Annotated in this window: 25 protein-coding genes; 23 read left to right on the forward strand and 2 right to left on the reverse strand. The window is 71.3% G+C overall.

Annotated features, from left to right (window positions below; genetic code table 11):
- The 21 genes from cpaB to COGEMETH_RS16645 all read left to right on the forward strand — a co-directional run.
- Positions 1–716 (forward strand): Flp pilus assembly protein CpaB (gene cpaB, locus COGEMETH_RS16545; protein WP_238183698.1); only part of this gene is annotated, 716 nt, incomplete at its 5' end.
- A gap of 32 nt (positions 717–748) precedes the next feature.
- Complete coding sequence (locus COGEMETH_RS16550) at positions 749–2,284, forward strand: type II and III secretion system protein family protein (RefSeq protein ID WP_238183699.1); 1,536 nt, start codon at positions 749–751, stop codon at positions 2,282–2,284.
- A gap of 96 nt (positions 2,285–2,380) precedes the next feature.
- Entirely contained in the window at positions 2,381–3,112 is a 732-nt protein-coding gene (locus COGEMETH_RS16555; protein WP_238183700.1) for a CpaD family pilus assembly protein, read from the forward strand.
- 94 nt (positions 3,113–3,206) lie between these two features.
- The gene (locus COGEMETH_RS16560) at positions 3,207–4,451 is read left to right on the forward strand and encodes a CpaE/TadZ family protein (protein ID WP_238183701.1); all 1,245 of its coding nucleotides are present in this window, start codon (positions 3,207–3,209) and stop codon (positions 4,449–4,451) included.
- A gap of 24 nt (positions 4,452–4,475) precedes the next feature.
- Positions 4,476–5,918: a TadA family conjugal transfer-associated ATPase gene (locus tag COGEMETH_RS16565; RefSeq protein ID WP_238183702.1), complete on the forward strand. Its 1,443-nt coding sequence runs from the start codon at positions 4,476–4,478 to the stop codon at positions 5,916–5,918.
- Positions 5,915–6,889: a type II secretion system F family protein gene (locus tag COGEMETH_RS16570; protein ID WP_238183703.1), complete on the forward strand. Its 975-nt coding sequence runs from the start codon at positions 5,915–5,917 to the stop codon at positions 6,887–6,889. Before COGEMETH_RS16565 ends, COGEMETH_RS16570 begins: the two co-directional genes overlap by 4 nt.
- Before the next feature lie 21 nt (positions 6,890–6,910).
- Positions 6,911–7,879, forward strand: coding sequence for a type II secretion system F family protein (locus COGEMETH_RS16575; RefSeq protein ID WP_238183704.1), 969 nt, complete (start codon positions 6,911–6,913; stop codon positions 7,877–7,879).
- 196 nt (positions 7,880–8,075) lie between these two features.
- Positions 8,076–8,399: a 50S ribosomal protein L21 gene (gene rplU, locus COGEMETH_RS16580; RefSeq protein ID WP_238183705.1), complete on the forward strand. Its 324-nt coding sequence runs from the start codon at positions 8,076–8,078 to the stop codon at positions 8,397–8,399.
- Positions 8,400–8,471: 72 nt separating this feature from the next.
- A complete protein-coding gene (gene rpmA, locus COGEMETH_RS16585; RefSeq protein ID WP_238183706.1) occupies positions 8,472–8,738 on the forward strand; it encodes a 50S ribosomal protein L27 in 267 nt (88 codons plus the stop codon).
- Between the two features lie 188 nt (positions 8,739–8,926).
- Positions 8,927–9,529, forward strand: a complete 603-nt coding sequence (locus tag COGEMETH_RS16590) for a GNAT family N-acetyltransferase (protein ID WP_238183707.1) — start codon at positions 8,927–8,929, stop codon at positions 9,527–9,529.
- 77 nt (positions 9,530–9,606) lie between these two features.
- Positions 9,607–10,641 (forward strand): GTPase ObgE, encoded by a 1,035-nt coding sequence (obgE, locus tag COGEMETH_RS16595; protein WP_238183708.1) that lies wholly within the window; start codon positions 9,607–9,609, stop codon positions 10,639–10,641.
- A gap of 172 nt (positions 10,642–10,813) precedes the next feature.
- Positions 10,814–11,935, forward strand: coding sequence for a glutamate 5-kinase (proB, locus tag COGEMETH_RS16600; RefSeq protein WP_238183709.1), 1,122 nt, complete (start codon positions 10,814–10,816; stop codon positions 11,933–11,935).
- Between the two features lie 106 nt (positions 11,936–12,041).
- Positions 12,042–13,340 (forward strand): glutamate-5-semialdehyde dehydrogenase, encoded by a 1,299-nt coding sequence (locus COGEMETH_RS16605; protein ID WP_238183710.1) that lies wholly within the window; start codon positions 12,042–12,044, stop codon positions 13,338–13,340.
- A gap of 59 nt (positions 13,341–13,399) precedes the next feature.
- A complete protein-coding gene (locus COGEMETH_RS16610; protein WP_238183711.1) occupies positions 13,400–14,014 on the forward strand; it encodes a nicotinate-nucleotide adenylyltransferase in 615 nt (204 codons plus the stop codon).
- Positions 14,015–14,193: 179 nt separating this feature from the next.
- Positions 14,194–14,562, forward strand: coding sequence for a ribosome silencing factor (gene rsfS / locus COGEMETH_RS16615; RefSeq protein ID WP_238183712.1), 369 nt, complete (start codon positions 14,194–14,196; stop codon positions 14,560–14,562).
- 13 nt (positions 14,563–14,575) lie between these two features.
- Positions 14,576–15,076, forward strand: a complete 501-nt coding sequence (rlmH, locus tag COGEMETH_RS16620) for a 23S rRNA (pseudouridine(1915)-N(3))-methyltransferase RlmH (RefSeq protein WP_238183713.1) — start codon at positions 14,576–14,578, stop codon at positions 15,074–15,076.
- Between the two features lie 310 nt (positions 15,077–15,386).
- Positions 15,387–16,688 (forward strand): murein hydrolase activator EnvC family protein, encoded by a 1,302-nt coding sequence (locus COGEMETH_RS16625; RefSeq protein ID WP_373875384.1) that lies wholly within the window; start codon positions 15,387–15,389, stop codon positions 16,686–16,688.
- A complete protein-coding gene (locus tag COGEMETH_RS16630) occupies positions 16,688–18,010 on the forward strand; it encodes a S41 family peptidase (RefSeq protein ID WP_238183714.1) in 1,323 nt (440 codons plus the stop codon). Before COGEMETH_RS16625 ends, COGEMETH_RS16630 begins: the two co-directional genes overlap by 1 nt.
- Before the next feature lie 202 nt (positions 18,011–18,212).
- A complete protein-coding gene (locus COGEMETH_RS16635) occupies positions 18,213–19,454 on the forward strand; it encodes a divergent polysaccharide deacetylase family protein (protein ID WP_238183715.1) in 1,242 nt (413 codons plus the stop codon).
- 63 nt (positions 19,455–19,517) lie between these two features.
- Positions 19,518–20,084 (forward strand): RNA pyrophosphohydrolase, encoded by a 567-nt coding sequence (locus COGEMETH_RS16640; protein ID WP_238183716.1) that lies wholly within the window; start codon positions 19,518–19,520, stop codon positions 20,082–20,084.
- A gap of 16 nt (positions 20,085–20,100) precedes the next feature.
- Complete coding sequence (locus tag COGEMETH_RS16645; RefSeq protein ID WP_238183722.1) at positions 20,101–20,733, forward strand: DUF2939 domain-containing protein; 633 nt, start codon at positions 20,101–20,103, stop codon at positions 20,731–20,733.
- A gap of 2 nt (positions 20,734–20,735) precedes the next feature.
- On the opposite strand, the gene COGEMETH_RS16650 is transcribed toward COGEMETH_RS16645, so the two are convergent.
- Together COGEMETH_RS16650 and COGEMETH_RS16655 are read right to left on the reverse strand one after the other, a co-directional pair.
- Complete coding sequence (locus COGEMETH_RS16650; protein ID WP_238183717.1) at positions 20,736–21,110, reverse strand: photosystem reaction center subunit H; 375 nt, start codon at positions 21,108–21,110, stop codon at positions 20,736–20,738.
- A 37-nt stretch (positions 21,111–21,147) separates the two neighbouring features.
- The gene (locus tag COGEMETH_RS16655; protein WP_238183718.1) at positions 21,148–21,576 is read right to left on the reverse strand and encodes a response regulator; all 429 of its coding nucleotides are present in this window, start codon (positions 21,574–21,576) and stop codon (positions 21,148–21,150) included.
- Positions 21,577–21,783: 207 nt separating this feature from the next.
- On the opposite strand from COGEMETH_RS16655, the gene COGEMETH_RS16660 reads away from it, so the two are divergent.
- Positions 21,784–22,461, forward strand: a complete 678-nt coding sequence (locus COGEMETH_RS16660) for a YoaK family protein (protein WP_238183719.1) — start codon at positions 21,784–21,786, stop codon at positions 22,459–22,461.
- On the forward strand, positions 22,458–23,462 hold the full coding sequence (locus COGEMETH_RS16665; protein ID WP_238183720.1) for a WD40 repeat domain-containing protein: 1,005 nt from the start codon (positions 22,458–22,460) through the stop codon (positions 23,460–23,462). The genes COGEMETH_RS16660 and COGEMETH_RS16665 overlap by 4 nt, the downstream gene beginning before the upstream one ends.
- Positions 23,463–23,589 lie beyond the last annotated feature (127 nt).

A 23,589-nucleotide genomic window follows, 5' to 3' on the forward strand; every position in this document is an offset into this window, starting at 1 on the left:
GGCCCCCGCCCCCGCCGGTCCGGGTCGAGGCACCGCCTCCGCCCGCGGTCTCGGAGGTGCTCGTGGCCGCGGCCGAGCTGCCGATGGGCCAGGTGCTTCAGGCAGCCGACCTGCGCTGGCAGACCTGGCCCGAGACCGCGGTCGCGGCCGGCTACATCACCCGCAAGGACACGCCCAAGGGCCTTGAGGACACGATGGGCGCCACCACGCGCTCGGCCTTCCTCTCCGGCGAGCCGATCCGCCCGCAGAAGCTGGTGCGGCCCGAGAGCGGCTTCATGGCCGCGATCCTGCCCGCGGGCTACCGGGCGGTGGCGATCGTCACCGACACCCGCGGCTCGAACTCGGCCGGCGGCTTCATCCTGCCCAACGACCGGGTCGACGTGATCCGCACCTTCCGGGACGAGGCGAACTCGAAGGCCACCTCCAGCGACGTGCAGGTCTCGCAGACGATCCTGACCGACATCCGCGTGCTCGCGGTCGGCCAGCTCATCCAGGAGAAGAACGGCACCAACGTCGTCACCGGCGAGACCGCGACCCTGGCGCTGACGCCGACCCAGGCCGAGACGATCACCCTGGCCCAGAAGGTCGGCTCGCTCTCGCTGGCCCTTCGGAGCCTCGCCGATTCGGGCCGCCCCGTGGAGGCCGAGGCGCAGGCCGCCCCGGATACCGCCCTCACGGTCGTGCGCTTCGGCGTCGCCCGCCAGCAGACCCGGTGAGGCCGACCATGCCCGCGAACGAGACGACAGCCATGGCACCGATCAGGCATCTCGCGGCCACCGCGTTCGCGCTTCTCGCCCTGGCGGGCCCGGGCACGGCGCAGGAGAGGCCGGTGCTCGGCCCGGCGCCGGTGCTCACCATCGGCGCGGTCGAAGGCTCGACCACCCGCAAGGTCGAGCTGACGGCGGGCCGCTCGGTGATCGTCGACCTGCCGCGCGACGCCAAGGAGGTGTTCGTCGCCAACCCGGCGGTGGCCAACGCGGTGGTGCGCTCGACCCGCAAGGTCTTCATCATCGGCATGCAGGACGGGGCGACCTCGATCTTCATCATGGACGCGGAAGGCCGCCAGATCGCCGCCCTCGACGTGACCGTGGCCCGCGACCTCAACCTGCCCGCCCTGCGCCAGCTCCTGGGCCAGAGCATCCCCGGCGGCCGCTTCGACGTGCGCTCCAGCGGCGCCTCCCTGCTGCTGTCCGGGTCCGTCAACTCGTCCGCCGAGGCGCAGCAGGCCATCGACATCGCCAACGCCTTCGTCGGCATCTCCGGCGGGGGCGCGGGTGCCGCGGGCGCCGCCTCCGGCGGAACCACGCCGGGCAGCCGCGGCGCGGTCATCAACAACCTCACGATCCGCAACAAGGACCAGGTGATGCTGCGCGTCACGGTGGTCGAGGTCTCGCGCAACGTCCTCAAGCAGTTCGGCATCAACACGGCCGGGAACTGGACGGCCTTCAACCCGGTCCAGGCGATCGACCCGACCACCGGCTTGGCGACCGTCTCGAACGCGCTCGTGAACTCCCTGCCCTTCCCGATCACCGGCGGCAGCACGCCTGCCGGCAACCAGTTCCAGGCGTCTGTCCGGGGGGCGGGCTTCTCGCTCCAGGCGACCCTCAAGGCGTTCGAGCAGGCCGGCGTCTCGCGCATCCTGGCCGAGCCGACGCTCACCGCGATCTCCGGCGAGTCGGCCAAGTTCCTGGCGGGCGGCGAGTTCCCGGTCCCCACCAGCGCCGCCTGCACCACCGGCACGGCCTGCACGCCCGGCATCACGTTCAAGCCCTACGGCGTGGCCCTGACCTTCACCCCGGTCGTCCTGGCCGAGAACCGCATCTCGATCCGGGTCGGCACGGACGTGACCGAGATCGATCCGCAGACGAGCTTCAACTACACGCTGGGCAATTCCACGGTGGCCGTGCCCGGCACGCGGGTGCGCCGCTCCGAGACCACCGTCGAACTGCCCTCGGGCAGCGCGATGATGACCGCCGGCCTGATCCAGCAGGTCAGCAAGCAGGCGATCAGCGGCCTGCCCGGCCTGATCAACCTGCCGATCCTCGGCACCCTGTTCCGCTCCCGCGACTACCAGCGCCAGGAAACGGAACTGATGATCATGGTCACCCCCTACATCGCCCGGCCGATGGAGCAGCGCCAGGTCACGCGCCCGGACGACGGCTTCGTCGACGCCACGGACGGGCAGGCCATCCTGCTCGGTCGCATCAACCGCCTCTACGGCACGGCCGGCGCCGCGCCGCTGGGCCGCGGCTACCGGGGCCGGGTCGGCTTCATCACCGAATAGCCCGCCGCCTTCGCATCCAGCCGGACTCCCATCCCGCGGCGCCGGACAGGCCGGCCCGCGCCTTCCGCAGCCTCGGCTCGCCACAGGACCAGACCGATGCCCCTGCCCTTCCGCCCCCGGCCGATGCTGGTCGCCGCGACAGCGCTCGCCGCGCTCCTCGGCGCCTGCCATCCCGACCGCGCCGCCGTCACGGGCTCGGTCTACCCGACCGACTACCGCGCCCGGCATCCGATCGTGCTGGCCGACGGCAGCCGCAGCCTCGACGTGTTCGTCACCGGCCCTGGCCATCTCGACCCGCGCCAGGCGGCCGACGTGGACGCCTTCATGATGGAGTACCGGCGCTACGGGCGCGGCGGCCTCCTCGTCGAGGTGCCCCGCGGCGTGCCACCGGTTCTGGCCGCCGCCACCGAGCGGACCGCCGGGGCGATTCGGCGCATGGGCGCCGAGGCCGGCGTGCCCGCCCGCGACTTCGCCCTTGCCGGATACGCGGTGGCCGCCCCCGACATCGCCGCCCCCGTCCGCATCAGCTTCCGGCGCATGGAGGCGAAGGTCGCCGACAAGTGCGGGCTCTGGCCGCAGGACCTCGGCACCAGCAGCTTCGCCGTGGACTTCAGCAACCAGCCGCACTGGAACCTCGGCTGCGCCACGCAGGCCAACCTCGCGGCCCAGGTGGCCGACCCCGTGGACCTGGTGCGCGGCCGCCCCGAGGGCCGGATCGACTCCGTCCGCCGCGTGAAAGACATCGACCAGCTGCGCAACGGCAAGGATCCGTCAACCGCATGGCGGCAAGATGGGCAGAACGTCGTCAAATCGCAGGTCGGCAACTGAGGCCCGCGGTATCGTCCGGAGGCGGTCTCCGCCTCCGGACGATACCCCGGCAGACACGACGTTCGTCCAGGAACCCGAACCCGAAAGTCCCGTCATGTCGGACATCTCCGAGACATCCGAGCGCATGATCGCCCCGGTGCCGCGGATCACGATCCAGGCCTTCTGCGAGACCGCGGAGACCGCCGGCATGATCGAGGGCGTCGGCGGTGACCGGCGCATGCAGAAGGCGCACGTCAAGGTCCAGATGGGGGGCGGCCCGGCCGCGGTGGAAGCCTACCGCCACGCGCCCACGCCCAACGTGATCATCATCGAATCGCACGGGGTCCGCTCGAACCCCCTGGAGTGCCTCGACGCCCTGGCCCAGGTCTGCGACGAGGGCACCCGCGTCCTCATCATCGGCCACGTCAACGACGTGGCCCTCTACCGCCAGTTCATCCAGCGCGGCGTCAGCGACTACCTGATGGCGCCGGTGGCGCCGCTTGCCCTGATCGGCTCGATCTCCGACCTGTTCACCGCGCCCGGCGTCAAGCCGGTCGGCCGCACCGTGGCGGTCTACGGCGTGCGCGGCGGCGTGGGCTCCTCGACGGTCGCCCACAACCTGGCCTGGTCGATCGCCCGCGGCCAGGGCCTCCAGACCGTGATCGCCGACCTCGACATCGCCTTCGGCACCGCCTCCCTCAACTTCAACCAGGATCCGCCCCAGGGCATCGCCGAGGCGGTCTTCGCCCCGGAGCGCCTGGACTCGGCCCTGGTCGAGCGGCTGCTCTCGAAGTGCAGCGACAACCTCAGCCTGCTCTCGGCCCCTGCCAGCCTCGACCGCACCATCGACCTCTCCGAGCCCGCCTTCGACGGCCTGATCGAGCACCTGCGCGCGGCCGTGCCCTGCATCGTCCTCGACGTACCCCACCAGTGGAACGCCTGGACCAAGCGGGTGCTCACGAGCGCCGACGACATCCTGATCGTGGCGGGGCCCGACCTCGCCTCCCTGCGCAACGCCAAGAACCTGCTCGGCGCCCTCCAGCACGGACGGCCCAACGACCGAGCCCCCCGAATCCTGCTCAACGGCGTCGGCGTGCCCAAGCGCCCGGAGATCGCGGCCGCCGAATTCGCCAAGGCGCTGGAGGTGACGCTGTCGGCCAGCATCCCCTTCGATCCGGCCCTGTTCGGGGCTGCCGCCAACAACGGCCAGATGCTGGCCGAGGTCCAGGCCGGGGCGAAGTCGGCCGAGCTCTTCGCCGACCTGGCCGCCGCCATGCTCGGCCGGCCCGAGGCGCGGCGCGGCCGGGCCAACATCCTCGAACCCCTGCTGGCCAGGCTGTCGCGCCGGAAGGCGTCCTGACGCCCATGACCGAGGAAGCCAGCCATGTTCGGTAGACGGCAAACCACGGCGGGGCCGCCCGCCGCGGTCCAGGCCGCATCCGCCTCGCCCCAGCCGAAGCCGGCCGTGCCGGTGCTCGTGCAGGAGAACGCCCCCGCGCGCCGGCAGGAGCCGGTCGCCGTCGCCGTCGAGAGCCCGCGCTCCGAGGACTACTACCGCACCAAGAGCATGATCTTTGGGGCCCTGATCGAGGCCATCGACCTCGCCCAGCTCTCCCGCCTCGACGCCGAGACGGCGCGTGAGGAGATCCGCGACATCGTCTCGGAGATCATCGGTCTCAAGAACATCGTCCTCTCGATCTCCGAGCAGGAGGAACTCCTCGACGACATCTGCAACGACGTCCTCGGATACGGCCCCCTGGAGCCGCTGCTCGCCCGCGACGACATCTCCGACATCATGGTCAACGGCGCCAACCGGGCCTTCATCGAAGTCTCGGGCAAGATCCAGCTCACCAACGTGCGCTTCCGCGACAACCAGCAGCTGATGAACATCTGCCAGCGCATCGTCAGCCAGGTGGGCCGGCGCGTGGACGACGCCTCGCCGATCTGCGACGCGCGCCTCCCGGACGGCTCCCGCGTCAACGTCATCGCGCCGCCGCTGGCCATCGACGGCCCGGCGCTCACCATCCGAAAGTTCAAGAAGGACAAGCTCACCCTCGACCAGCTCGTGCGCTTCGGGGCGATCTCGCCGGAGGGCGCCGAGGTCCTCAAGATCATCGGGCGCTCGCGCTGCAACGTCGTCATCTCCGGCGGCACGGGCTCGGGCAAGACCACCCTGCTCAACTGCCTGACCGCCTTCATCGAGGACGACGAGCGCATCATCACCTGCGAGGACGCGGCCGAACTCCAGCTCCAGCAGCCCCACGTGGTGCGGCTGGAGACGCGGCCCCCGAACATGGAGGGCCAGGGCCAGGTCACCATGCGCGACCTCGTCAAGAACTGCCTGCGCATGCGGCCCGAGCGGATCATCGTCGGCGAGGTGCGTGGCCCGGAGGCGTTCGACCTGCTCCAGGCCATGAACACCGGCCACGACGGCTCGATGGGGACGCTGCACGCCAACTCGCCCCGCGAGTGCCTCTCGCGCATCGAGTCGATGATCTCGATGGGTGGCTTCACCCTGCCCTCGAAGACGCTGCGCGAGATGATCTGCGGCTCGATCGACGTGGTGGTCCAGGCGACCCGCCTGCGCGACGGCTCGCGCCGCATCACCCACATCACCGAGGTGCTGGGGATGGAGGGCGACGTCATCACCACGCAGGACGTGTTCCTCTACGACATCCTCGGCGAGGACGCGAACGGTCGCCTGATCGGGCGCCACCGCTCCACCGGCATCGGCCGGCCGAAGTTCTGGGAACGCGCCCGCTACTACGGACTGGAGAAGAAGCTCGGCGAGGCGCTCGACGCCGCCGAGGTCGGAGACGCGTCGTGAGCGGCATGAACCTGCCGCTGGCCGCCGGGCTGTTCGCCGTCGCCGCCGGCGGGATCGCCTACGTCTTCCTGCTGCCGTTGATGGGCGGAGAGCGGCGGGCCGCACAGCGCCTGAAGTCCGTCAGCGCCACCGCCGTCACCGTCGGCGCACGTGGCGCGACCGTCAACCGCCGCGACCAGATCTCCAAGACCCTCAACGAGATCGAGGCCAAGGCCAAGGGAGCCTCCAAGGTCACCCTGGAACTCAAGATCGCCCGCGCCGGGCTGACCTGGTCGAACCGGACCTACTGGAGCGTCTCGGCCGGCCTCGGCCTGACCTTCGGCCTGCTGATGCTGATGATCACCGGCGCCCCCGTCGCGGGCCTGGCCGGCGCCTTCGCCGGGGGCCTGGGCCTGCCGATCTACATGCTGCGGCGCCTGCGCCTGCGCCGCATCGCCAAGTTCAACAAGGAACTGCCCAACGCCGTCGACGTGGTGGTGCGCGGCATCCGCACCGGCATCCCCGTGGGCGATTGCTTCCGCATGGTCTCGCGGGAATCCGAGGAGCCGGTGCGCAGCGAGTTCCGCATCATCATCGAGACCCAGGCGCTGGGCCTGTCGCTCGGCGAATCGGTCGGGCGGCTCTACGAGCGCGTGCCGGTGCCGGAGGTGAACTTCTTCGCCATCGTCATCAACATCCAGCAGCAATCGGGCGGCAACCTCTCCGAGGCGCTCAACAACCTCTCGCGGGTGCTGCGCGAGCGGGCCAAGATGAAGGGCAAGGTCCAGGCGATGAGCATGGAGGCCAAGGCCTCGGCCTCGATCATCGCCGCCCTTCCCTTCGCGGTGGCCGGCATCACCTCGCTCACGAGCCCGGACTACATCTCGCTGCTCTGGACCACCGATGCCGGCCGGCTCGCCCTGGTCGGCTCCGGGATCTGGATGCTGCTCGGCGTCCTGACCATCAAGAAGATGATCGCGTTCGATTTCTGACCTTCGAAGACGGGCTGCGCCATGATCGAGTACATCGCGGGCAAGGTCTTCGACCCCCGCTTCATGGGCGTGCTGCTGAGCGCGGTGGCTGCCGCCGCCACCGCCTTCGCCGTGGCGCAGCCCTTCCTGGAGACGGACAAGCTCGGCAAGCGGATGAAGCTCGTCAGCGACGAGCGCGAGGTCATCCGGCGGCGCGAGCGCGACCGGGTCGCGAGCAAGGTCTCCCTGCGGGCCGAGCCCAAGGCCTACATGAAGAACGTGGTCGAGCGCTTCGACCTGCGCCGCTGGCTCGGCACCGAGACCGCCAAGCGCAAGCTCCTGATGGCGGGCTATCGCGGGCCGCAGGCGGAGACGGCCTTCCTGTTCTTCCGCCTCGTCATGCCGGTGGTGATGACCGTCGGCGCGGTGGTCTACCTCTTCATCCTGGAGGTGATCGACCAGCCCTACCTCGTGCGGATCGCCCTGGTGATCCTGGCCGCCCTCCTCGGGATCAAGGCCCCCGAACTCTACCTGATGAACAGCGCCAAGAAGCGGCAGGCCGAGGTGCGCCGGGCCTGGCCAGACGCGCTGGACCTGACCCTGATCTGCGTCGAATCCGGCATGGCGGTCGAGCACGCCTTCCGCCGGGTCAGCACCGAGATCGCCAGTTCCTCGGTGGTGCTGGCCGAGGAACTGGCCTTGATGACGGCCGAGATGTCCTACCTGCCCGACCGGCGCCAGGCCTACGAGAACCTCGGGATGCGCATCGGCCTCGATGCGGTGAAGGCGGTGGCCACCGCACTGATCCAGGCGGAGCGCTACGGCACGCCCATCGGCCAGGCCCTGCGGGTGCTCGGCCAGGAGAGCCGCGACCAGCGCATGAACGAGGCCGAGAAGAAGGCCGCCTCGCTGCCCCCGAAGCTCACCGTGCCGATGATCCTGTTCTTCCTGCCGGTGCTGTTCGTGGTCATCATCACGCCGGCGGTGATCCAGATCATGCGCACGCAATAGCAGGTCTTCGCGTGGTCTCGCCTGCTTCCGACGATTGACAGAACCGGCCCCTGCGGCCTATGCACCGGCCACCACGCGCGGCTTCCTCGCAGAAGTCCGCGCGTTTCGCGTTGACGCGCCAAGCGTCGGCGAACTCAACAAGAAGCCGGTCCAGGGGCAGCCGCCCCGGAGGCCGTTCGAGAACACGAGAGAAACGATGTTCGCAGTCATCAAGACGGGCGGCAAGCAGTATCGCGTTGCCGCCAACGACACCATCACCATCGCCACCCTCGCGGGCGAGGCTGGCTCCGCCGTGACCTTCGGCGAGGTCCTTCTGTTCGCCGACGGCGCAGGCGCGACCCAGGTCGGCGCGCCGCTCCTGTCCGGCATCAGCGTTTCCGGCGAGATCGTCTCCCACGGCCGCGACAAGAAGGTCATCGCCTTCAAGAAGCGCCGTCGGCAGAACTCCCGGCGCAAGCGCGGCCACCGCCAGCACCACACGGTCGTGCGCATCACCGGCATCGAGGCCGGTTCCAACTAAGGGCGCGCGGGGGCTCACGCCCCCGATCCGCGACCCGCACGATTCGACTGAACGGTATTCGGAGCAGGTTCCATGGCACACAAGAAAGCAGGCGGCTCGTCCCGCAACGGCCGCGACTCGGCAGGCCGGCGCCTCGGCGTCAAGAAGTTCGGCTCGGAGGCCGTGATTCCGGGCAACATCATCGTGCGCCAGCGCGGCACGAAGTGGCACCCCGGCACCAACGTCGGCATGGGCAAGGACCACACCCTGTTCGCCCTGACCGAGGGCCGGGTCGAGTTCCAGACCAAGCGCGGGCGCGCCTTCGTCGCGGTGGTACCGCAACTCCAGGCTGCAGAGTAGACGGCGGGCGCCCGAACAGGCGAAGCAGGTTCCCGCCGGTGTCCCACACCGAACCGGCGGATGTTTTGCTCCCGCCCTGCCATGCAGGGCCGGATCGAACGGAACAGCGGGGGAGGATGGGGCGCCATCCTCCCCTTCGTCGTCTCAGCGCGGCGGCCGGACCCGGCACGCCGCATCGGAGAAGGCAGATGTTCCCCGACCTCACCCGCGACGACGTCTTCCGGATCGAGACGCGCCGTCTCTGGCTGCGCTGGCCGCGGGCGAAGGACGGCGAGGCCATCGTGCGGCTCGCCGGCGAGCGCGCGGTCGCCGAGATGACCGCGCAGATCCCGCATCCGATCGTGCCCGAGGCCATCGACGCCTTCGTCCTGGACGCGCGGCGGGCCAACAGCGCGGGCGCCGGGCTCACCCTGGCCCTGAGCCTGCGTTCCAGCCCGATGCACCTCGTCGGCCTCGTCGGTATCGTCCGCCGGGACGAGGAGCCTTGCGCCCATCTCGGCTACTGGCTCGGCCGGCCCCATTGGGGCGCCGGGCTGATGAGCGAGGCGGTGGCCGCGATGATCGACGCCTACTTCGCCTATGCCGGCGGCACGGTCCTGGTCTCGTCGGCGCGGGTCGTGAACCCGGCCTCGCGCCGCGTCCTGGAGAAGGGCGGCTTCGTCCGGACCGGCACGGAGACGCACGCCTTCCCGGCCCGCGGCGGAGACCTGGAGGTCGATGCGTTCCGCCTCGACCGGGCGCGCTGGCTCGACGGGGAGCGGGCCTGCGCCCCTGCCCTCTCGGCGGCCTGATCGCGGGCCGTCGACCTGTACCTGATGCCGGATGCCGCCCCCGGCGGCGTCCACAACGATAGAAGACGAGACCACCTGTGAAATTCCTCGACGAAGCCAAGGTCTATGTCCGCTCCGGCGACGGGGGGGCCGGCTGCGTGGCCTTCCGTCGCGAGAAGTTCATCGAGTTCGGCGGCCCGAACGGCGGCGACGGTGGGCGCGGCGGCGACGTCTGGGTGGAATGCGTCCAGGGCCTCAACACCTTGATCGACTACCGCTACCAGCAGCACTTCAAGGCGCGGAAGGGCGAGCACGGCATGGGCTCGAACTGCCACGGGGCCAACGGGGCCGACGTGCTGCTCAAGGTTCCCGCCGGCACGCAGATCCTGGCCGAGGACGGGGAGACCCTGATCGCCGACCTGACCGAGGTGGGCCAGCGGGTGCGGCTGGCCAAGGGCGGCAACGGCGGCTTCGGCAACGCCTACTTCACCACTTCGACCAACCGGGCGCCCAAGCACGCCAACCCCGGCCTCGAAGGCCAGGAGATGTGGATCTGGCTGCGCCTCAAGCTCATCGCGGATGCCGGCCTCGTCGGCCTGCCCAACGCCGGCAAGTCGACGTTCCTGGCCAGCGTCACCGCGGCCAAGCCCAAGATCGCGGACTACCCCTTCACCACGCTCCATCCGGGCCTGGGCGTGGTGCGCTCGGACGAGCGCGAGTTCGTGCTCGCCGACATCCCCGGCCTGATCGAGGGGGCGCACGAGGGCGTGGGCCTGGGCGACAAGTTCCTGGCCCATGTCGAGCGCTGCCGCGTGCTGCTCCACCTCGTGGACGGCACCTGTGAGCACGCGGGCAAGGCCTACAAGCTGGTGCGGGGCGAGATCGAGGCCTACGGCCAGGACCTCGCCGACAAGCCCGAGATCGTCGCCCTCTCGAAGGCCGACGCCCTCGACCCCGACACCCTCAAGGAGCAAGTGGCGCGCCTGAAGCGGGCGGCCAAGCGCAAGCCCCTGGTGCTCTCCTCGGCCAGCCGCCAGGGCGTGCCCGAGGCCCTGCGCGCGATCCAGGCCATGATCGAATCGGGCGTGGCGGAGGACGAGGCGGCGCAGCCGGCACCGGCCTGGCAGCCGTGATGACGGGCGGGGCCGCGCGCGCTAATCTTCGCGGGGTATAGACACCGCCCGCAACACGCGAGGCCGGCGACGGCCCGTCCGACGCCGTGGCCATGGTCCACGGCCTCCCCCGGCTGTTCAAGGGCGGCGACTTCGTCCACACCGACCTCGTACCCGCTGACCGCCCGGCCCCATGATCCCCGTCCTCGAAGATTTCCGCCGCGTCGTCATCAAGGTCGGCTCGGCGCTGCTGGTCGACCGCGCCCGCGGGCGGCTGCGCCATGCCTGGCTCGCGGCTTTGGCCGAGGACATCGCCGAGCTGCACGCCCGCGGCGTCGACGTGCTCGTGGTCTCCTCCGGCAGCATAGCCCTTGGCCGTACCGTGCTCGGCCTTCCCCCCGGCGCCCTGCGGCTGGAGGAGAGCCAGGGCGCGGCCTCGGTGGGGCAGATCGCGCTCGCCCGCCACTGGGCCGAGGCGCTCGGGCACCACGGCATCGTCGCCGGCCAGATCCTGGTGACGCCGCGGGATACGGAGGAGCGCCGCCGCTACCTCAACGCCCGCGCCACGGTGCTGAAGCTCCTGGAGATGCGCGCGGTCCCCGTGGTCAACGAGAACGACACGGTCGCCACCAGCGAGATCCGATACGGCGACAACGACCGCCTGGCCGCCCGCGTCGCCACCATGATCGGCGCCGACGTGCTGGTGCTGTTCTCCGACATCGACGGCCTCTACACCGCCCCGCCCGCGAGCGACCCCACGGCCCGCCACCTGCCGGTGGTGGAGCGCATCACCCCCGAGATCGAGGCCATGGCCGGCGGCCCGGCCTCGGAGCTGTCGCGGGGGGGCATGCGCACCAAGGTCGAGGCCGCCAAGATCGCCGTCTCCGGCGGGACCCACCTCGTCATCGCGGACGGCCGCGGCAAGAACCCCCTGCGGGCCATCATGGAAGGCGGGCGCTGCACCTGGTTCCTCTCCGGCTCGACGCCGACCGCCGCGCGCAAGACCTGGATCGCCGGCTCCCTGGAGCCCCGCGGGACCCTCATCGTCGACGAGGGCGCCGCCCGCGCCCTCCAGGGCGGCGCGAGCCTTCTCCCCGTGGGCGTGCGCGGCATCGAGGGCAGCTTCGGCCGCGGCGACGCCGTGCTGATCCGCGACGCGGCCGGGCGTCATCTCGGCCGCGGGCTGGTGGCCTACGACAGCGGCGAGGCCGCGCTGATCATCGGGCATTCGAGCGCCCGGATCGCCGAGATCCTGGCCTATCCCGGCCGGGCCTGGATGGTGCACCGCGACGACCTGGCGATGGTCTCGGAATAGCCTTCGCTCTTTCGCCGATGCCTTGTCCGGCGCGCGCCGGATGTGCAAATACGACGGACGATTACGGATGGCGGTCCTTGAAGCCGGCCAGTCGGGAATAGCCAACGTGCCTGTCCTGAACCTCAGATCCGACTTCGCCGGGATGGACGACCTGCCGGCGCAGATGGCCGAGATCGGCCGCCGGGCGCGGGCGGCCGCGCGGCTGATGGCCCTGGCCTCCGCCCAGACCAAGGACATCGCCCTGCGCACCATCGCCGAGCGCTTGCGCGCGAGCCGCGAGACGATCCTGCGCGAGAACGCCCGCGACGTGGCGGCCGCGGAGGCCGCAGGGCAGAGCCGGGCCCTGATCGACCGCCTCACCCTCGACGACGCGCGGCTCGCCGGCATGGCCGATGCCGTCGAGAAGATCGGGGCGCTGGCCGACCCGGTCGGGCGCCAGCTCGCGGCCATCGAACGGCCGAACGGCCTGCTGATCGAGCGCGTGGCCGTGCCGCTCGGCGTGATCGGGGTGATCTTCGAGAGCCGGCCCAACGTCACCGCCGATGCCGGGGCTTTGTGCCTCAAGGCGGGCAACGCCGCGATCCTTCGGGCGGGCTCGGACAGCCACCGCAGCGCGGTCGCCATCGCGCGTGCCATGAGCGAAGGGCTGGTCGCCGCCGGCCTTCCGGCCGACGCGATCCAGATCGTCCCGACCCGCGACCGGGCCGCGGTCGGCGCCATGCTCGCGGGCCTCGACGGCTGCATCGACGTGATCGTGCCCCGCGGCGGGCGCGGCCTGGTCGAGCGGGTGCAGGCCGAGGCACGGGTGCCGGTCTTCGCCCATCTCGACGGGGTCTGCCACGTCTACGTCGCGGCGTGCGCCGATCTCGACATGGCCCGCAGCCTGCTCCTCAACAGCAAGCTGCGCCGCACCGGCATCTGCGGCGCGGCCGAGACCCTGCTGGTCGACCGCGCCTGCGCCGGCACGCATCTCGTGCCCCTCGTCACGGCCCTGCTCGATGCGGGCTGCGCCGTGCGCGGCGACGAGGCGGTGCAGGCCGCCGATCCCCGCGTCACCCCGGCCAGCGAGGCGGACTGGCGCACCGAATACCTCGACGCCATCATCTCGGCCCGCGTGGTCGATGGCCTCGACGCCGCGATCCAGCACATCGAGACCCACGGCTCCCATCACACCGACGCGATCGTCACCGGGGACCGGGAGGAGGCCACCCGCTTCCTCGCCGAGGTGGATTCGGCCATCGTCACCCACAACGCCTCGACCCAGTTCGCCGACGGCGGCGAGTTCGGATTCGGGGCCGAGATCGGCATCGCCACCGGCCGGATGCACGCCCGCGGCCCGGTCGGCGTCGAGCAGCTGACCACCTTCAAGTACCGTGTCCACGGCAGCGGCCAGACCCGGCCGTGACGAACCTCGCAGCGATCGCCTGAGGCGTGGATCTGTCGATACCCCCCTGTTCTCCAGGCATGCGGATCGGCCTCTACGGCGGATCGTTCAATCCGGCCCATGCCGGGCACCGCCACGTCACCCGCACCGCCCTGCGGCGGTTGCGCCTCGACCGGGTCTGGTGGCTGGTCACGCCCGGCAACCCCCTGAAGGACGTGCGCGCCCTCGCTCCCCTGGATGAGCGCTGCGTTCAGGCGAGGGCCGTCGCGGACGACCCCAGGATCGTCGTGACCGGGTTCGAGGCGCGGATCGGGGCCCGCTACACCCGGGAGACCCTGCGCTACCTCGGCGACCGCCGCCCGGGAATCCGCTTCGTCTGGATCATGGGGGCCGATTCGCTGGCCTCCTTCCACCGCTGGAAGGGCTTCGCCGAGATCATGCGGCTCATGCCCATCGCCGTGATCGACCGGCCCGGCTTCACGATGTCGCCGCTCAGCGCCCGGACGGCACGGATGTTCTCCGAGGCGCGCATCCCGGAAGCCGAGGCCGGCGCCCTCGCGTCCCATCCGCCTCCGGCCTGGGTGTTCCTGCACGGTCCGCGCTCGCCGCTGTCCTCGACGCTGGTCCGCGCCCGGCATCGGGACCGTGACCGCGGGGCGGCGAAACATGATGATTTCTCAGGCGGTTCCGGCTAGGTGAGCGTCTGCGGGGCTATGGGCGCCCCCGTTCGGACGGGCCCGCGATGTTGCAATCGGCGCGGGAACCATCCAATTTCGCACCTTAGAGTCGCGCGAGCGCGGCGTCGCCAATACGAGGAAACAGGACGCTGTCCGAAACGATCACCACCGGAGAGACCGGGCCCGAGGCCGCCGCGTTGGCGAAGGTCGCGGATTTGCGGGCGCTGACCCTCGGATGCCTGGACGAGATGAAGGCCGAGGAGACCATCGCCATCGACCTGGCCGGCAAGACCTCCATCGCCGACACCATGATCATCGCCTCCGGCCGCTCGCAGCGCCATGTCGGTTCGATCGCCGACAAGATCATCCAGGAGATGAAGGCCAAGGGCTTCGGCAACGCTCGCGTCGAGGGCCTTCCGGCCTGCGACTGGGTACTGATCGATGCCGGCGACATCCTGGTCCACATCTTCCGGCCCGAGGTGCGCGGGTTCTACAACCTGGAGAAGATGTGGGGCGTCGATCGTCCGCTGGGCGTCGATCCGTCCCTCGGCGCCTTGGCCGGCTGATCCGCATTCTGTCTTGCGCCTCATCGTCTCCGCCGTCGGGCGACTGAAGAACGGTCCGGAGCGCGACCTCGCCGCGCGATACCGGGAACGCGCGGCCCAGGTCGGCCGCGGCCTCGGGGTCTCGGCCTGCGACGTCGCCGAACTGCCCGAGAGCCGGGCGCGCCGTGGCGCAGACCGTTGCGCCGACGAGGCCGCGGGCCTCCTCGTTCACCTGCCGGCCGGTGGCGTGCTCTGCGCCTACGACGAGCGCGGGCGAGCCGACCTGTCGAGCGAGGACATTGCCGGACGCATCGGTGCGTGGCGGGATGCCGGGCGCGCGGCCCTCGTCGTGGTTATCGGCGGCGCCGACGGGCTCGATGCCTCAATTCGGACTCGGGCGGAGCTGATTCTCTCCTTCGGGGCTGCGACCCTGCCTCACGGACTCGTGCGCGTGCTCGTCCTCGAACAGCTCTATCGCTCCCTGACCATCCTCGCCGGCCATCCCTACCATCGGGGCGGCGAGGGTGTGGGTTAGGTCCGAACGGGTGCGTGATCCTTTTGAGTCATCGCGGGAAACGGCCGGAGCCCCGGTCGTCCAAGGCCCTGTGCGTCTCCCTCCCCCCTCTGCGGGCTACCGGATTCACACGTGTGAGCAGCGGAACTCGATAGGTCTGTCGAAGCGCTGGGCGGCCCCCTCTCCCGTGCGGGAGAGGGTTGGGGTGAGGGACAAAGGTCCCTCCGGAGAGGTCGCATCCCTCACCCTGTCCCTCTCCCGCACGGGAGAGGGGACCCGTGCCTCTTCCGCCAGCGTTGCGCGACGGCTCGCGGCCCGCGTCGCGACCACCCTGCTCGTGTCCCTCGCACTCGTCCCGTCTCCGCGGGCCCAGGACACCCCCACCCCCACGACCGAGCAGGAAAAAATCCAGCGCGCGATCGAGGAGCGCGACCGCCGCGCCGAGAACCTCAAGCGCGTCCAGGAGGCGCTGGCCGCCAGCACCGGGGCGCGCGCCCAGTTCGAGGCCGAGATCGCGGCCATCGGCGGGGACCGGACGAAGCTCGACGCCGCGCTCCTCGATGCCGGCCGTCAGGCCCAGGCCACCGAGGACCGGATGAGCCGCCTTGAGGAGCGCCTGAAGACCATGGGCGGGAGCGAGGCGGCCATCCGCCGCTCGCTCGATGCCCGCCGTGGCGTCATCAGCGAGATCCTGGCCGCCCTCCAGCGCATGGGACGCCGCCCGCCGCCGGCCGTGCTGGTCACGCCCGAGGACGTGCTGGCGGTGATCCGCACATCGATGCTCTTGGGCGCCGTGGTTCCCGAACTGCGCGGCGAGGTCGACACCCTGGCCGCCGACCTCGGCGAATTGGTGCGCCTGCGCAGCCTGATCGCTGCGGACAAGCAGGGGCTCCAGAACGACCTCGCCGGCTGGGCCCGGGAGCAGCAGCGGCTGGCCGCCCTCGTCGCCGCCCGGCGCGCGCGCCAAGCCGAGATCGAGAGCGGGCTGGCGGCCGAGCGCACGCGGGCCGCCGAACTCGGAAACCAGGCCAAGAACCTCAAGGACCTCGTGGATCGGATGGAGGCGGAGGTCGGCTCGGCCCGCCGCGCCGCGGACGAGGCGAAGGCCGCCGAGCAGCGGGAGGCCAAGGCGACGCAGGAGCGCTTCGCCGCAGCCGGCTTCCGCGATCCGGCCCGGCTCGCGCCGAAGGTCCGTTTCGTGGACGTGCGAGGCGATGTGCCGCGCCCCGTGAGCGGGCGCCTCCTGCGGGGCTTCAACCAGCCGGACGGCAACGGCGGGACGACGCGCGGCATCTCGTTTGCGACGCGCCCGAAGGCCGGCGTCTCCTCGCCCGCGGACGGGTGGGTGTCGTTTGCCGGGCCGTTCCGCTCCTACGGGCGTCTCTTGATCATCAATGCGGGCGATGGCTACTATCTGCTGTTGGCAGGCATGGATCAGATCAGCGTCGAGGTCGGCCAGTTCGTCCTAGCGGGCGAACCGGTGGGCAACATGGGCGAGGGAAGCGCGAACCCGCCGGGGACTGACGGCGACCGCGGCGATCCGATCCTGTACGTCGAGTTCAAGAAGGACGGCGGCTCCATCGATCCGGAGCCTTGGTGGGCCAAGAGCCCCAGCGAGAAGGTTCGCGGCTAATGCGCAAGACTTCCCTCATCATGCTCGGCGCGTTCCTGGGGGCGGGAACCTCCATGGTCGCGACCCAGACGGATTTCCTGTCGGGTCCGCGGGCGGTGGCCGCCTCCGCCGAGACCTACCGCCAGCTCAGCCTGTTCGGCGACGTGTTCGAGAAGGTCCGCACCGACTACGTCGAGAAGCCGGACGAGTCGAAGATGATCGAGGCGGCGGTCAACGGCATGCTCACCTCCCTCGACCCGCATTCGAGCTACATGGACGCCAAGGCGTTCCGCGACATGCAGACCACCACGCGCGGCGAGTTCGGGGGCCTGGGCATCGAGGTCACGATGGAGGACGGCTTGATCAAGGTCGTCACCCCGATCGACGACACGCCCGCCTCCAAGGCCGGCCTGCTCTCCAACGACATCATCACGCAGATCGACGACGACCAGGTCCAGGGCCTGACCCTGAACCAGGCGGTCGACAAGATGCGCGGCCCGGTCAACTCCCCGGTCAAGCTGAAGATCAGCCGCAAGGAGTCCAAGGACCCGATCGACGTCACGCTCACCCGCGACGTGATCAAGATCAAGCCGGTGCGCTCCCGCGTCGAGGGCAGCGACGTGGGCTACGTCCGCCTGACCCAGTTCAACGAGCAGACCTTCGACGGCCTGCGCGCGGCGGTGGACAAGCTCTCCGGCGAAATCGGCCAGGACAAGATCAAGGGCTACGTGATCGACCTGCGCAACAACCCCGGCGGCCTCCTCGACCAGGCCGTGATGGTCTCCGACGCCTTCCTCGACCGCGGCGAGATCGTCTCCACCCGCGGCCGCAACCCGGACGAGACCCAGCGCTTCTCGGCCAAGTCCGGCGACATCACCAAGGGCAAGCCCGTGGTGGTGCTGGTCAACGGCGGCTCGGCCTCGGCCTCCGAGATCGTGGCCGGTGCCCTCCAGGATCACAAGCGCGCGACCATCCTCGGCACGCGCTCCTTCGGCAAGGGCTCCGTGCAGTCGATCATCCCGCTGGGCGGCAGCGGCGCCCTGCGCCTGACCACGGCGCGCTACTACACGCCGTCGGGCCGCTCGATCCAGGCCAAGGGCATCGAGCCGGACACCGAGGTGCTGCAGGAGGTTCCGGACGAACTGAAGGGCAAGGACGAGACCAAGGGCGAGGCCGGCCTGAAGGGCCACCTGAAGCAGAAGGACACCGACGAGCGCGGCGGCTCGTCCGCCTACGTCCCGCCGGACCCGGCCAAGGACAAGCAGCTTACGGCCGCCGTGGACTTCCTGCACGGCATCCAGAAGGGCGCCGCCAACACCCAGAAGCCCAGCCTGCCGAACTAATTTCACTTTTCGGGCATGCACGGCGCATGGCGTCGCGAACCCCGTCCGGCCATGCCGGGCGGGGTCTTCTTTTGCCTCGCACCCCTCCGCCCGATCCGGGCCGGGGCGATTACCGGAAAATTAACCATGCCGGCCGGCAATGGGGGTTGGGACCCCTGACGCCCAGGCGGGCGATTCCCGTTGGTCCCGTGCCGAGACGCTGGTGAGCGAGCCGAGCGACGACATCCTGACGCGGCCCCTCGGGGTCGCCGCGCCCGAGCCAGGCCTGAAGGGCCGGATCGCGCGGCTGCGACCGCTTCTGCGCGCGCCGCGCTTCGTCGCGGGCGCGGCCGCCGGCCTCGCCGCATCGTCCGTGGCCTTGGTCCTGGCGCTCGGCGACCCGCAGGGCGGCGAACCGCGGGTCACGGTCGCCATCACCCTGCGTGAGCCCCTGCCGATTGCGTCCAGGCCGCAGCCCGTGGCCGAGGCGGCCGAGCCTGCGGCACCGACCCCGTCGCTGCCGACGCAGCGCAGCGCCGAGGAGATCGAGACCGCCTCCGGCGTCACCGTCGTGCGTGCGGGCAACGCGGGCGCCCCGAGCGAGGCGGTGATGATCCGCGTGCCCGGCCCGGCACCGGTGCAGCTCGCTCCTTCCCCCGATCCGCGTATCGCCGACCGCGGGCGCCACGGCACCAGTCCGAAGCTCGGCGAGGGCCGCCTGCGGGCCCTCGACGTCTATGCCCGCCCCGAGGAGCCCGGCTCCGGCCCGCGGATCGCGATCCTCGTCACCGGCCTCGGCATCGGGCAGGCGGCGACCGCCAGCGCCATCGTCAAGCTGCCGCCCGCGATCAGCCTCGCCTTCGCCCCCTACGGCGCCGACGTGGAGCGCAGCGCCGCCCGCGCGCGCGCGGCCGGCCACGAGACCCTGCTCCAGGCGCCGATGGAGCCCTTCGACTATCCCGACAGCGACCCCGGCCCCCAGACCCTGCTCACCACCACCAAGGGGCCCGACAACGCCGACCGCCTCGCCTGGGCGATGAGCCGGTTCACCGGCTACGTCGGCGTGGTCAACTTCATGGGCGCCAAGCTGATGGCCGACGCTGGCGCCTTCGAGCCGCTGCTGCGGGAGATCGGCGCCCGCGGCCTCGGCTTCGTGGATGACGGCACTGCGGCCCGCCCCCTCCCCGCCGGGCTCGCCGCAAAGACGAAGACGCCGGTGGCCCGTGCCGAGATCGTCATCGACGCCGTCCCCCGCCCCGAGGCGATCGACAAGGAGCTCGCCCGCCTGGAGGCGCAGGCCCGCGCGAAGGGCTTCGCCCTCGCCTCGGCGAGTGCGCTGCCCATGAGCATCGAGCGCATCGCCCGCTGGACCCGCGACCTCGAAACCCGCGGCATCCGCCTCGTGCCCGTGAGCGTCGCCCTGCGCGGCGCCGGCCCCCCGACGCGGCTCACCAAGGCGGAGTGATTCCGTCCGCGCCGCCGATGCGCCGTTGCCGCCCGGCGCGGGCCTGACCTATGGTCCCGCCCGATGACGAGCCAGACCGAATCGCGCGACAACCCCCAGGCACTGCCCGCCTCCGCGCTGCCCTACCGCCCTTGCGTCGGCATCACCCTGATCAACCGGGACGGCCTGGTCTTCGTCGGGCGGCGCAAGGCGGAGGCCGGCCCCGAGCACGTTTCCGGGGTGCATGCCTGGCAGATGCCGCAAGGGGGCATCGATCCCGGCGAGGAACCTCCGAAGGCAGCCGAGCGGGAGCTGTTCGAGGAGACCAACGTGGCGCCCGCCTCCCTGCGGCCGCTGGGTGAAATCCCGCACTGGCTCGCCTACGACCTGCCGCCGGCGGTGATGAAGCAGGCCTGGAAGGGCCGCTATCGCGGGCAGGAGCAGAAGTGGTTCGCCTTCGGCTTCCTCGGGCAGGACGACGAGATCGACGTGGAGCGGCCGGGCGGCGGCGCCCACAAGGCCGAGTTCGAGGCGTGGCGCTGGGCGCCGTTCTCGGAGCTGGCGGGGCTGATCGTGCCCTTCAAGCGGCCGGTCTACGAAGGCGTGGTCGCGGCCTTCGCGCCCCTCGCAGCATGGTCGGCCGGGGCGTGATCGGGCTGCGGCCGTGATGCGCTGGCTGGCGATCCCCCTCGTCGTGGCCCTGGGCTGGCTCGCCTTCACCCTGACGCCGTTCTGGGCCCTCTACGACCTCGCCCGCGCGGTGCGGGCCGGGGATGTCAGTTACGTCGAGCGCCACGTCAACTTCCGCACGCTGCGCCTGTCGCTGGTGCGGCAGACCACGGCGGCCGTGCGCGCGGCGGGCGAGGCGAACCCGGACCTGGAGCCGCGCGAGCGCCAGCGCCTCAACGATGCCGCCGTCGGCCTGTCCCTGGCGCTGGCCGAGACGATGGTGACGGCCGACACCGTGCTCGATCTCCTCGACGACGGCTGGCCCGGACGGCTCGACCTGCCGCGGCCGGCCGGCACCCGCTCCTCCGGGCTCGGCATCGACGGGATCGGGCGGCTGGCGGCCTACTACGTCGCCTCCGAGATGCGCGGGTTCCGCACCGTGGTCATCGGCTCCCCGCCAAACGCCCCGCGGGCGGAGCAGCTCCGCATCCGCCTGCGCCTGCGCGGGTGGACCTGGCGCCTCGTGGACATCGAGGTCAGCGAGGCCCTGCGCGAGCAGATGGCCCAGCGCCTCGCGCGCACGCTCGCCAAGGCCCGCGCCGGCGACAGGGCGCCCGCGGCGCAGCCGTAGGGCTATTTCGCCTTGGCGGGCTCGGCCGGGGCGGCCACGGGCGGCTTCGGCTTGCGGGCCTCCTGGAGGCTCTCGGCCTTCTCCTCGTCGGTGTCGCCGCTCTGTTCGATCGCCTTGTCGGGGTTGGAGGCCAGCGTCTTCACAATCTCCAGCACGCGCTCGCACTCGGTGACGTACTTGTAGGTCTCCAGCACGATCGCGGCATCGCGCAGCGTCCGCAGGTCCCGCACGGCCTGCTTGTTGGCGCCCTCCTGGAGTTCGCCCTTGCGCGCGATCGTCTCCTCGATCCGGGCGCCCGTCACGTCGCAGGCGGCGCGGGCCGGGCTCGCAATGGTGCCGGCGGCGAGCAGGAGGGCGAGGATCGTCGGCAGGCGCATGAGGATGCTCCGTTTGAAGGACGAGGGGCGAAGGGGATCAGGCGTGGTGCGGGAAGCCGCCGCGCAGGATGTCGTTGGTCAGGGCGACGAGCTGGCTCGGCCGGTAGGGCTTGGGCACGAAGACGGATTCGGACACGCCCTCGCCCTGCGACAGGCAGGAGCGGCCGCCCGAAGTGTAGACCACCGGCAGGTCCGGGCACTGGCTGCGCGCGTGCCGGGCGAGCACGATGCCGTTCGTGTTGCGGGCCAGGTCGATATCGGTGAAGAGCAGGTCCACGTTCTCGCGGGCCAGGATCGCTTCCGCCTCCCAGGCGTCGGCGGCGGTCAGCACCCGGTAGCCCTCGTCGAGGAGGGCCTCGGCCGCCAGTTCGCAGACCGCGGGCTCGTCCTCGACCACCAGCACGGTGGAGAGAACGCGGTCCGGGAAGGCGGCGACACCGAGCGCGGTGAAGGCGATGGGGAACATGACGCAACTCCTACTCACCCGGCGCGGAAGACCTCTCCCGATGCCGGATCGCTGGACCAACGGGGTCTCGCGCTCCGGCGTTCGCCGTGATTGCATCGAATTGCCAAGGTTTGGTGAGCAGGTGATTAACCCTGCCCGCCCGGGTGTGAACGGAGCGCCGGAAACGGTTAACGAAGGGTTACCGGGCACCCCTCGGGAGACGGATCGGTGAGCCGGGCCTGGCAGTTGGGCGCGGGCCTCGTGCTCACGGCACTGGCCGGATACGTCGACGCCCTGGGCTTCGTGCGGCTGGGCGGCCTCTACACCTCGTTCATGAGCGGCAACACCACCCAGCTCTCGGTCTCCCTGGGCCACGGCGCCTTCGACCACACGCTGATGCCCGCCGTCCTGCTCACCGCCTTCCTGATCGGCGCGGTCCTGGGCAGCGGCCTCTCGATCCTCGTCCCCTCCCCCTGGGCGACGCCCGCCGTCCTGGCCTACGAGGCCCTGCTGATCCTCGGCGCCCTGGCGCTGGGGCTCGCCACGCCCGAACTCGGCCTCGCCTCCTTTGCCATGGCGGTGGCCATGGGCGCGCAGAACGCCGTGCTGGCGCAGGTGAAGGGGTTTCGGGCCGGCACCACCTTCGTCACCGGCGCCCTGTTCAGCCTCGGCCAGAAGATCGCCCAGGCGCTCACCCGCACCGGGCCGCCGCTCGGCTGGGTGGGGGACGGGGCGGTCTGGGGCGCCCTCCTCCTCGGGGCGCTGGCCGGCGCGGTGGCCTATGCGCACCTGGAACTCTATGCCCTCGTCCTGCCGGCCGCGGTCGCGGGATTCCTCGCGGTGATCGCCGCGATCCTCGCGGCCCGCTCGATCGACCCGGCGTCCTCGAAGAGTCCGTTTCCATGAGCAGTCCTACGTCCCTCACGAGCCACGTCGCGCCGGTCGAGGCCGGGGCCCACGTCACCGCCGCCCACTGGATGAAGGACACCCTCGCCCTCGCGCTGGGCGACGGCAGCGTCCTCTTCGCCCGCGCCGGCGAGGTGACGCGCCTGCCCGCGCACCCGGATGCCGGCATCCTGGTGGCGGCGGGAGAAGCCGGCCGCCTCGTCACCGGCGGCGACGACGGGCGCGTGGTCGAGACCCGGCCGGACGGGACGGTGGCGGAGGTGGCCGCCGCCAAGGGCGGCGCCTGGATCGACGCCCTCGCCCTGCATCCGGACGGGGGGCTGGCCTACGCGGCGGGGCGCAGCGTGGTCGCGCGCGACGCCAAGGGCCGCGAGCGCAGCCTGACCGCGCCCTCCACCGGGCGCGGCCTCGCCTTCGCCCCTAAGGGCTACCGGCTGGCGGTGTCGCACTACAACGGGGTCAGCCTCTGGTATCCGAACCACGAGACGCCCGCCGAGGTGGTGGAGTGGAAGGGCTCGCACATCGACGTGACGTGGTCGCCGGACGGGCGCTTCGTGGTCTCGACCATGCAGGAGAACGCACTGCACGGCTGGCGCCTCCAGCCGGACCGGGGGCACATGCGGATGTCGGGCTATCCCGCCAAGGTCCGCTCGATCTCCTGGTCCTCGGACGGGCACTGGCTCGCCACCAGCGGCGCGGAGGCCGCAATCGTCTGGCCGTTCGATTCGAAGGAAGGCCCCACCGGCAAGGCCCCGCGCGAATGCGGGGTGCGCCCGGCCCGGGTCTCGCGGGTCGCCTTCCACCCCAAGGCCCCGGTGCTGGCGATGGGCTACGAGGACGGCTGCCTGCTGCTGGTCCGCTTCACCGACGCCTCCGAGCTCCTGGTCCGCCCGGCAACGAAGGGCAGCGCGGTCTCGGCGCTCGCCTGGGACGCCAAGGGTGGGCGGCTGGCCTTCGGCTGCACGGATGGGGCAGCGGGGGTGCTGACGCTGCCGGGGTGAGGGAGTCGGAGGGGATGGGGCGTCGTGGTCGATCGCGACGCTTCGAGGTGCTGCAAACGATCGGGCGTTCCGGGGCCGGATGACGGCCGCCTCGCGTGGCCGCCAACCCTTTCGGGCCAGGACTTTC

The organism is Methylobacterium trifolii (assembly GCF_022179685.1).
Classification (GTDB): domain Bacteria; phylum Pseudomonadota; class Alphaproteobacteria; order Rhizobiales; family Beijerinckiaceae; genus Methylobacterium; species Methylobacterium trifolii.

Bases quoted from the DNA above. Each gene is read 5' to 3' on its own strand.
- COGEMETH_RS16555 (WP_238183700.1), top strand. From the start codon at position 2,381: ATGCCCCTGCCCTTCCGCCCCCGGCCGATGCTGGTCGCCGCGACAGCG.
- COGEMETH_RS16630 (WP_238183714.1), top strand. From the start codon at position 16,688: ATGCGCAAGACTTCCCTCATCATGCTCGGCGCGTTCCTGGGGGCGGGA.
- COGEMETH_RS16560 (WP_238183701.1), top strand. From the start codon at position 3,207: ATGTCGGACATCTCCGAGACATCCGAGCGCATGATCGCCCCGGTGCCG.
- COGEMETH_RS16655 (WP_238183718.1), bottom strand. From the start codon at position 21,576: ATGTTCCCCATCGCCTTCACCGCGCTCGGTGTCGCCGCCTTCCCGGAC.
- COGEMETH_RS16575 (WP_238183704.1), top strand. From the start codon at position 6,911: ATGATCGAGTACATCGCGGGCAAGGTCTTCGACCCCCGCTTCATGGGC.
- COGEMETH_RS16610 (WP_238183711.1), top strand. From the start codon at position 13,400: ATGCGGATCGGCCTCTACGGCGGATCGTTCAATCCGGCCCATGCCGGG.
- COGEMETH_RS16645 (WP_238183722.1), top strand. From the start codon at position 20,101: ATGCGCTGGCTGGCGATCCCCCTCGTCGTGGCCCTGGGCTGGCTCGCC.
- COGEMETH_RS16665 (WP_238183720.1), top strand. From the start codon at position 22,458: ATGAGCAGTCCTACGTCCCTCACGAGCCACGTCGCGCCGGTCGAGGCC.
- rplU (WP_238183705.1), top strand. From the start codon at position 8,076: ATGTTCGCAGTCATCAAGACGGGCGGCAAGCAGTATCGCGTTGCCGCC.
- COGEMETH_RS16565 (WP_238183702.1), top strand. From the start codon at position 4,476: ATGTTCGGTAGACGGCAAACCACGGCGGGGCCGCCCGCCGCGGTCCAG.
- rpmA (WP_238183706.1), top strand. From the start codon at position 8,472: ATGGCACACAAGAAAGCAGGCGGCTCGTCCCGCAACGGCCGCGACTCG.
- proB (WP_238183709.1), top strand. From the start codon at position 10,814: ATGATCCCCGTCCTCGAAGATTTCCGCCGCGTCGTCATCAAGGTCGGC.
- COGEMETH_RS16650 (WP_238183717.1), bottom strand. From the start codon at position 21,110: ATGCGCCTGCCGACGATCCTCGCCCTCCTGCTCGCCGCCGGCACCATT.
- COGEMETH_RS16590 (WP_238183707.1), top strand. From the start codon at position 8,927: ATGTTCCCCGACCTCACCCGCGACGACGTCTTCCGGATCGAGACGCGC.
- COGEMETH_RS16550 (WP_238183699.1), top strand. From the start codon at position 749: ATGGCACCGATCAGGCATCTCGCGGCCACCGCGTTCGCGCTTCTCGCC.
- COGEMETH_RS16640 (WP_238183716.1), top strand. From the start codon at position 19,518: ATGACGAGCCAGACCGAATCGCGCGACAACCCCCAGGCACTGCCCGCC.